5 protein-coding genes and 1 riboswitch are annotated in these 8,699 nt (G+C 72.7%); all 5 genes read left to right on the top strand.

All coding sequences use genetic code 11. The features are described from left to right. Window positions 1-164: 164 nt before the first annotated feature. The 5 genes from E1200_RS12270 (at window position 165) to E1200_RS12250 (ending at window position 8,676) form a co-directional block, all read left to right on the top strand. Entirely contained in the window at window positions 165-785 is a 621-nt protein-coding gene (locus E1200_RS12270; protein ID WP_131951981.1) for a hypothetical protein, read from the top strand. A 183-nt stretch (window positions 786-968) separates the two neighbouring features. Beyond that, window positions 969-2,861 (top strand): PP2C family protein-serine/threonine phosphatase, encoded by a 1,893-nt coding sequence (locus E1200_RS12265; RefSeq protein ID WP_243708503.1) that lies wholly within the window; start codon window positions 969-971, stop codon window positions 2,859-2,861. Window positions 2,862-3,331: 470 nt separating this feature from the next. After that, window positions 3,332-3,474, top strand: a riboswitch (cyclic di-AMP (ydaO/yuaA leader). Between the two features lie 11 nt (window positions 3,475-3,485). Continuing rightward, window positions 3,486-4,229 (top strand): CHAP domain-containing protein, encoded by a 744-nt coding sequence (locus tag E1200_RS12260; protein WP_243708502.1) that lies wholly within the window; start codon window positions 3,486-3,488, stop codon window positions 4,227-4,229. A gap of 309 nt (window positions 4,230-4,538) precedes the next feature. Next, window positions 4,539-7,418, top strand: coding sequence for a CDP-glycerol glycerophosphotransferase family protein (locus tag E1200_RS12255; protein WP_207933308.1), 2,880 nt, complete (start codon window positions 4,539-4,541; stop codon window positions 7,416-7,418). After that, on the top strand, window positions 7,402-8,676 hold the full coding sequence (locus tag E1200_RS12250) for a glycosyltransferase (RefSeq protein WP_131951979.1): 1,275 nt from the start codon (window positions 7,402-7,404) through the stop codon (window positions 8,674-8,676). Before E1200_RS12255 ends, E1200_RS12250 begins: the two co-directional genes overlap by 17 nt. The last annotated feature ends 23 nt before the right edge of the window (window positions 8,677-8,699 follow it).

The following is an 8,699-nucleotide window of genomic DNA, read 5'->3' as shown; positions in this document are numbered from 1 at the left end:
CGCCTGAGGTGTCGGCCTCGCCTGAGGTTTCGCGGTCGCCGACGGCGCGGGCGGTGGTCCGGGTGCCTGCCGGGGTGCGGGCGTCTTATGTGGTGTTCGACCGGAGTGCCGGGCGGGTGGTGGTGGAGCGGGGAGCTCGGCGCACGTTTCGGTCGGCGTCGTTGGTGAAGATCCTCATCGCGCTCGATCATCTGCGGGAGCGGAAGGTCTCGGCGGCGGACCGGGCGTTGATGGCGCGCATGCTGCGGTCGAGTGATGACGGGGCCGCGACCGCGTTGTGGCGGCGGGGCGGGCAGAAGGCGATTCTCGAGCGGATGGTGCCGCGGGCGGGGTTGCGGGAGACGGCGCCGCCGCCCGCCGACAAGCCCGGGTTCTGGGGGTATACGGCACTGAGTGCGCGGGACGTGGTGCAGACGTACCGGTACCTGCTGGAGAAGGCGCCCGAGGCGCACCGGGAGTTCGTGCTGGGGCACCTGCGGAAGGCGACGCGGTGCGGGACGGACGGGTTCGACCAGTCGTTCGGCATTCCGCGGGCGGTGCAGAGGCCGTGGGCCGTGAAGCAGGGGTGGTCCGGGTTCGGGGACGCGCCCGCGGGGCCGTGCCGGGGAGCGCAGCCGGCGGCGTGGCGGCCGGATCTCGGGATCGGGCGGCCGGTGCTGCATACGACGGGTCTCGTGGGGGAGCAGAAGATCGTGGTGGTGCTGACGCTGCAGCCGGCGGGGTCGTCGTTCGCCAAGGCGGCGGCGGGGATCACGGCGCTGACCGGGCAGCTCGCGAGGGTGTGACCTGGGTCACGCGAGCGGCCATGGACGGCTTTGGGAAGGGTCATCGGATGCACTGAGGTTCGGGTGGTAAAGGAAAACCCGGGCAAAGATATGGGCTGTTCACCCGATTTGCGGCGGAGAGTCCTTCGCTGACGTATGTAGCTTTTTTCTCCCAGGCACAACCAGGCCGGACGGGGGACACGGTTGGCGGAAGCGGAGGGCGTGCAGCCCGGGGTGCACGTCGCGGACCTCGATGATCTGCGGGACGCCGCGCGCGACCGCGCGGTGCTGTCGGAGGCGCGCGTCATGCTGGCCAGGCGGCTCGGGGTGCCGCCCGGGGAGGCGCTGCAGCATCTCATCTGGCTCGCCCGCGACCTCGACATGGGGCTCGCCGAGGCGGCGTCCGTGCTGGTCAAGGACGGTGGCGGCGGGTCGGCCGGGGCCGTGCTGGCGGGGCGCCGGGCGCCGCGGGCCGAGGGGGGCGCCGCCGAGCGGCGGGCCGCGCTGTCGGAGGTCGAGGACGTCCTGCGCCGGGTGACGGCCGAGGACACCGCGGGCGACGAGGAGATCCTCGCAAGGGTGCCCGACGACCCGATGGCGCGGGCCGTGCTGCACGCGACGCTGGACTCGTCGGCCCATCTGGTGCCGGTGCGCGGGGTGGACGGAAACGTCACGGACTTCCTTTACGTCGATCTCAATGAGAGCGCCCGGGACATGTTCGGGCGTGGGAGAGAAGAACTGACCGGGCAGCGCCTTCTGCAGACCGATCCGGGGACGGTGCAGAGCGGACTGTTCGACGACTACATCGAGGTCCTGGAGACCGGCACCACTTTGGAACGTTCCTCGATCTCGTACACGACCGCCCAGAGCGGGCTGTCGCGCTCGTCCCGGACGAGCGTGCGATGCGTCGCGGTGCCGACCGGCATCTGTCTGACCTGGCGCTACCACCACGCCGAGGACCGGACGGTGCGGCGGCTGGAGCGGGTCGAGCGGCTCGCGCTGATCGGGTTCGGCGAGTGGGACCTCGCCACCGGTGAGGCGGACTGGACGCCGCAGATGCTGGCCAACTACGCGCTCGGCCCCGACGAGGTGCCGCCGTCGCCGCACGACCTGCCGAAGTCCGTGGCCGAGGACGATCTCCCGCTGGTGGAGGAGGCCGTCCAGACGATGTTCTCGCGCCGGGAGCCGGTGGAGGCCGAGCACCGGGTGATCGGCCCGGACGGCGCGCCGCGGCACCTGTGGATGTTCGCCGAGCCGGTGCTGGGCGACTCCGGGCTGCCGGTCTCGATCAACATCGTCTCGCAGGACATCACTCGGCGGCGCGGCGTCGAACGGGCGCTGGCCGAGACCCGGCGGCAGATGCTGAAGCAGCAGGAGCGGATGGCGCAGGAGCGGCGGGTGGCGGTGACGCTGCGCCGGGCGATCCTGCCGGACGAGGACGAGTCCGAGCGGTTGCCGGGCCTGGTGACGGCGATCCGTAGCCTGGCGGCGGAGAGCACCGCCCGCATCGGCGGGGACTGGTACGCCACCCGCGAGCTGGCGGACGGGCGCGCGATGTTCGCCATCGGGGACGCGGCCGGGCACGGGCTGCCCGCGGCCGCGGCGATGGCGCGCAGCCGCAACGGGCTGCTGGGCCTCGCCTGCACGGGCGAGCCCGCGGGGCGGCTCGTGGGCTGGCTGAACGAGCTGGTCGGCACCATGGACCCGACGGCGACGGGGACCGCCATCGTCGCCGTCTACGACGCGGCGCGCCGGGTCATGGAGTGGACGTGCGCCGGCCATCCGCCGCCGATCCTCATCCGGGACGGCCGGGCGGAGCGCCTGGAGGTCGTCCGCGACCCGATGCTCGGCGCGGTGACGGACTGGGAGTACACGACGATCACCACGCCGCTCGACCCGGGCGACGTGGTGTTCATGTACACCGACGGGCTGGTGGAGCGCAGGGACGCCGACCTGGACGAGCGGATCGACCGCCTCATCGAGATCCTGCAGGACTCCTCCACCCGGCCTGAGCTGGTGCTGGACGAGGTCCTGGCGCGCATGGAGCATGACCGGGCGGCCGACGACACGACGCTGTTCGCCGTCCGGGTGGAGTGACGAACACCACGTTTCGGTGCGGGAGAACCGTGTCGTGTGATGTGCGGCACTCATAACGGGGTCGCAGACGGCCGGTACGTGGCGGATGGCCATGTGCCGGCCGTCGTCGTCCCCGGGTCCTTTACCTTTTCGCGGGGGAGTCGGAAGCCCCTGCCATAAGGGGCTGACGGCCAGTCGGGCAATGATCGGGAAGATGCCCGGGCCTTACGGTGTTGGTGATGTCTTGGAAGGGCTTTGGGTACGCAAGACGGTGGTTTGTCCGGGATTTGCGTTCCTTGAGATGCTTGATACCTTCTATCCGAATCACGCAACGCGCCCCATGTGTTGCCACCGGCCGCCCCCATGCTGCGGCCGAGGATCGCGGAGCGGATCCCGCACGCGATGCGCGCCAGACGATGCGCGCCCCCCTCACCGAGATCGATCGCTGAGATAAATCCGAACAGTCAGCACCGCGCCCGCGGTGCGAGGCCGAGTCCGTCCGGTCGAACCCGACCGGCACGGAGCCGGGGACCCACGTTCCAGGGGTGAATCGGCGCGTCCGAGAGTCGCGCCGTAGGGCTACTTCCATGCCCGAATCCGTCAGCTAACCCGGTAGGCGTCATGGAAGACAAGGAGATTCCCTGCATGACCGGTCGTTTCAATCGACTTTCCATGGACAACGTCACCGCCGAGGACAAGGCGGTCGGTGCCGCCGTCGGCGCGGTGCTCGCGGGGGCCGTCGGGCTCGCGCTCATCAACCCCCTCGCCGGGGACGCGGTCGCGGAGACCACCGCCCAGGCGGCCGCCAAGAACGGCTCGGTCGCGGCGAGCGCCTCGAACGGGTCCGCGACCCTCTCGGCCGCCGAGGCCCGCGCGGCCGGCTACAAGGTGCCGCCGCGCGACGTCGCCCCGGACGAGGTCATCAAGCTGGCCGAGAAGCAGGTCGGCATCTCGGAGGGCCCGGGCGGCCAGACCAAGTACCACGACTGGTTCGTCTCGACCCCGCACGCCAAGGCCACCGCCAAGCGCGACGGCGGGTTCTCGGTCAAGGCGTACAACGGCGCCCAGTGGTGCAACATGTTCGTCTCCTGGCTCGGCGCCCAGACCGGCGTGAAGAACATGGGCTGGGACGCCTACACCGTCCAGCACGCGTCCTGGTTCAAGGACAGCGGCCGCTGGGGCCAGAAGGCCAAGCCCGGCTCGGTCGTGTTCTTCGACTGGGACAGGGGCAGCAGCATCAGCGCCATCGACCACGTCGGGATCGTCGTCAAGGACAACGGCGACGGCACCGTCAAGACCATCGAGGGCAACACCAACAACAAGGTCGAGAAGAAGAACCGCAGCAAGTCCCTGATCGTGGGTTACGGGTACCCCGACTACAAGGCCTGACCCACCGCACGGCACGTCCGTGCTCCAGGTGATTCCGCGATGCCCGGAAAGGCGCCCGGCGACCCCGCCGGGCGCCTTTCCGGCGTTCCCGGGCGCGGTACCCAGTGGTTCCGCCGGTGCCGGGTAATGCCAACCATTGACAGCCTTTGGCCGCTCTTGGACCTCAGCGCGGCGTTCCTGGAAAGGAATCCGTGCACGCGCGTCCGACCGGCGCCTGGAAGGGAGCGTTCACGAGCGGAAGGCCGGGGTCGGGCGCCTTCGCCGGAGGCTCAGGGGCGTCCCCGGAGCCGGAGCCGCGGGGGGATGCCAGTGCGCCCGGATCTGACGGTGGTCGTGATCGCCTACAACGACGTGCGGCGGCTGCCGCGTGCGGTCGCATCGGCGCTGGGGCAGTCGCTGGGCGGTGTCGAGACCGTCATCGTCGACGACGCGAGCACTGACGGCACAGCCGAGGCCGCAGACCGGCTCGCCGCCGCGCACCCCGGCCGCGTCCGGGCCGTGCACCTGCCGGCGAACTCCGGCGGCTGCGGCCGGCCGCGCAACGCGGGTGTCGAGGCGTCCACCGGCCGGTACGTGGTGTTCCTCGACAGCGACGACCTGCTGGACCGGCACGCCTGCCTGAACCTGCTCGGCGCCGCGGAGGAGACCGGCGCCGACCTCGTGTCCGGGCGGTGCGACCGCATCTACCTGGACCTGCCGGTGGGCGCGCGCGACCGCGTCCGCCCCTGGTATCCGTGGCTCTACCGGCGCAGAGCCGTGTTCGGGTCGCTGGACGAGGACCCCCGCCTCCTCTACGACACCCTGTCGACGAACAAGGCGTACCGCAGGTCCTTCCTGGAGGAGCACAGCCTCCGTTTCGTCGAGGACCTGCACTACGAGGACCTGCTGTTCACCGCCGAGGCGTACCTGGCGGCGCGCCGGACGGCGCTGATCCCGCACCGCGTCTACAACTGGCTGGTCAGGGAGCGCACGCCCGCGCCGTCCATCTCCAACCGGCGCGCGGACCTGGCGAACTTCGCCGACCGCCTGGAGATCCACCGGCGCATCGACATGCTGTTCGCGCTGCGCGGCGCCCACGATCTGGGACGGGCCAAGGACGTCAAGTTCATCAACCACGACCTGGTGCTCTACATGCGGGAGATGCGCGGCCGCGACCTCGCCTACCAGGAGCGGTTCCTCGGGCTCGCCGCCGCCTACCTGGCGGAGCTGGACCCCCGCGTGTTCGAGGAGGCCAACACGCTGCCCGCGATCGCCGCGTACCTGGTGCGCGAGGGCGACCACGCGGGGGCGCTCGCGGCCGCGGAGTACGCCCCCGGCAAGCGGCCCGAGCTGCGGGCGCGGCTCGTGGAGCGGGACGGGCGCGTGTTCTGGGGCGAAGGCCGGCCGCGCGGCGCCCTCGGCCGCCGTGTCCTGGACGTCACGGACTTCGGCTTCCACCTGCGTCCCCTGAAGGATCTGCGCCCGGCCAACACGGTGACCGAGCTGGAGATGCGGGGAGGCCGGGTCCGCATGGCCGGGCACGTGCTGAACCCGCTGGGCCGGATCGGCCCGGACGCCGACCTGTCCGGCACGCTGGAGTTCCGCGACCGGCGCCGCCGGGCCCGGCGGGCGCGGATCCGGGCGAGGGTGCGGCACGACGGCGACCGGCTCGGCTGGGCGGCCGAGTTCGACCCCGCCGCGGCGATCCGCCCGGCCGGGCTGGTCGACCCGGTCTGGGACGTGCGGCTCCGCATCCGGGTGGACGGCGAGGACGTGGTCACCCGGCTCGGCGAGGGCCGCGAATCGCCCCGGCTGAACGGTGTCGTGCTGCCCGTCCGGCCCCGGCTGACGCGGCTCGCCGCGGACCGGCTCCGCTCGTACGTCACCGGGGGCGGGCACCTGGCTTTCGCGCTGGAGTCGGGGAACCCGTGGGCGCGGCAGGCCGCCGCGGCCGCGCGCCGCCTCCCCGTGGCGAGGGCCGTGCGGCGCGCGCGGCAGGCGGACAAGAACGTCCGCCGGAGGCTCACCTCGCGCAAGACCAAGATCGCGGTGTTCAACCGGGTGCTGAGCCGGCTTCCGGTCCGGACGGGCCTGGCGGTGTTCGAGAGCCAGCTCGGCAAGGGCTACTCGGGCAACCCGAAGTACATCTACCGGGAACTGCGCCGCTCGGGCGTCCCGGTCAGGGCCGTGTGGTCGTACGCGTCGTCCCCCCAGGGGTTTCCGAGCGGTGCCGAGCTCGTCAGACGAGGGTCCTGGTCCTACTACCTGGCCCTCGCGCGGGCCGAGTTCTGGGTCGACGACCAGGGTTACCCGGACGGTCTCCGCAAGCGGCCGGAGACCACCTACATCCAGACCTGGCACGGGTCCGCGTTCAAGCTGATGGGCCTGGACCAGCCGCGCCTCAAGGGCGGCGCGGCCGCGGAGCGGGCGCGGCTGCGGCGGATGGTCGACCGCTACGACTGCTTCCTCGTCCGGTCCGGGCACGACACGGAGACGCTGTGCGCGGGCCTCGGCGTCTGCTCGGAGCTGCTCCCGGTCGGCTACCCGCGCAACGACCCCCTGGTCAACGGGGTGGACGGGGACCCGGAACTGGCCGCCGAGGTCGCCGGCCTGCGGGCCTCGCTGGGGCTGGGCGACGGACGCCGAGCCGTCCTGTACGCGCCGACGTTCATGACGGGGCCGAAAGGCCGCCCCGTCCGGCTGCTGGAGCCGCCGCTCGATCCCGAGGTGTTCGCGCGGGAGCTGGGGGACGACTACATCCTGCTCGTCCGCCCGCACTACCTGTGCCAGGCCAACCTCCCGCCGGGCGCGCGCTCGGTGATGCGGGACGTGGGCGCCGTGCCGGACGTCACCCCGCTGCTGCTCCTCGCGGACGCGCTGATCACCGACCACTCCTCGGTCATGTTCGACTTCGCGCTCCAGGACCGCCCGATCATCCTGCACCTGCCGGACGGCCGCGACCGCGTCACCGGCTACTTCGACCTGGAACGGCACGCCCCGGGGCCGATCACCCGCACCCCGGACGAACTCGTCGCGGCGCTCGCCGGGCTGGACGCGGCGGAGGCCGTCTTCGCCGCCCGCCGCCGCGCCTTCGCCGCGCGCTTCGGCGAGCACGACCGGGGCACCGCCGCCCGGGCGGTCGTGGACCGCTTCTTCCGGGCCGCCGAATCGCAACGCCACAGGGGGAAGAGGAATGCCCGCACCGCGTGACGTCTTCATCGTGTGCAACAACGCCGACGAGATGGGCGGCCTGCAGCGCTGGGCGCACCACATGGCGCGGATGCTGGCCGGGCGCGGTGACCGCGTCACCCTCGTCGCGGTCACGAGCGGGCCGGAGCGCCACCACCACGGCAGGGACGGCTCCTACGCCGTCGAGGTGCTGCACAGGGAGTGGCGGGCGCCGGCGATGGCATGGCGCCCGCGGCGGTTCCGCGAGCGCGTCGACCTGCCCGCGCGCGGCCGGGACCTGTGGCGGACGGCGGCGCAGCGGCGCGGCGCCGCCCGGCTGTCGGAACTGTTCGCCGCCGCGCGTCCGGGGTCGGTCGTCATCGTGGCGCAGGTGTGGGCGATGGAGTGGGTGCGGCGGGCCGACACGGCGGGGCTGCGCGTGATCGGCATGAGCCACGAGTCGTTCGCGGCCACCCGCGCGTCGTCCCGGTACCGGCGGGTCAAGGAGAACTACGCCGGCGTGGACCGCTTCCTGGTGCTCACCGAGGAGGACGCGGACGCCTGGGCCACGGACGGGATGACGAACGCGGACTACATCCCCAACGCACTGCACGTCACCCCGGCCGTCCGTCCGACGCTCGACCTCCCGGTCGTGGCCTGGGTGGGCCGCCTCTCCGCCGAGAAGGGCGCGGACCTCATGCTGGAGGTGTGGGAGCGGCTCGCGCCGCGCCACCCCCGCTGGCGGCTGCACCTCTACGGCGGCGGGCCGGACGAGGCGGACCTGCGCGAGCGGGTGCGGGCGTCCGGTCTGGCGGGCTCGGTGGAGTTCCGCGGCGTGGTCGACGACGTGGAGGAGGCGCTGGTGGAGGCGTCGGTCTTCGCGCTGCCGTCGCGGGCCGAGGGCTTCCCGATGTCGGTGCTGGAGGCCATGGCGTACGGGCTGCCGACGGTCGCCTTCGACTGCGCGCCGGGCGTCCGGGCCCTGCTCGGGGACGAGCGCGGCGGCGTCCTCGTGGGCGCGGGCGACACCGCCGCGTTCGCGCGGGAGCTGGAGCGCCTGATCGAGGACCCGGAACTGCGCCGCACCCTCGGCGCCGAAGCGCGCGAGTCGGTCACGCGCTTCCGCCCCGAGGCGGTCCTGGCCCGCTGGGACCGCCTCTTCGACCTCCTGCACCGCGAACCGCCGCCCGCTCCGGCGGCCGGGGCCGCCGGCCGGCGGCCCGTGCGGGCACCGTCCCGTGTCTCCGGGCCGACGGCGGAGCGGGAGACGGAACCGGCACTGGGCGGCGATTCTTTCTAACAACTGTTTGGTAGAGTGCGCGG

This window comes from Actinomadura sp. GC306, from assembly GCF_004348665.1.
GTDB lineage: Bacteria > Actinomycetota > Actinomycetes > Streptosporangiales > Streptosporangiaceae > Spirillospora.
This window is presented reverse-complemented; position numbering and strand designations above follow the sequence as displayed.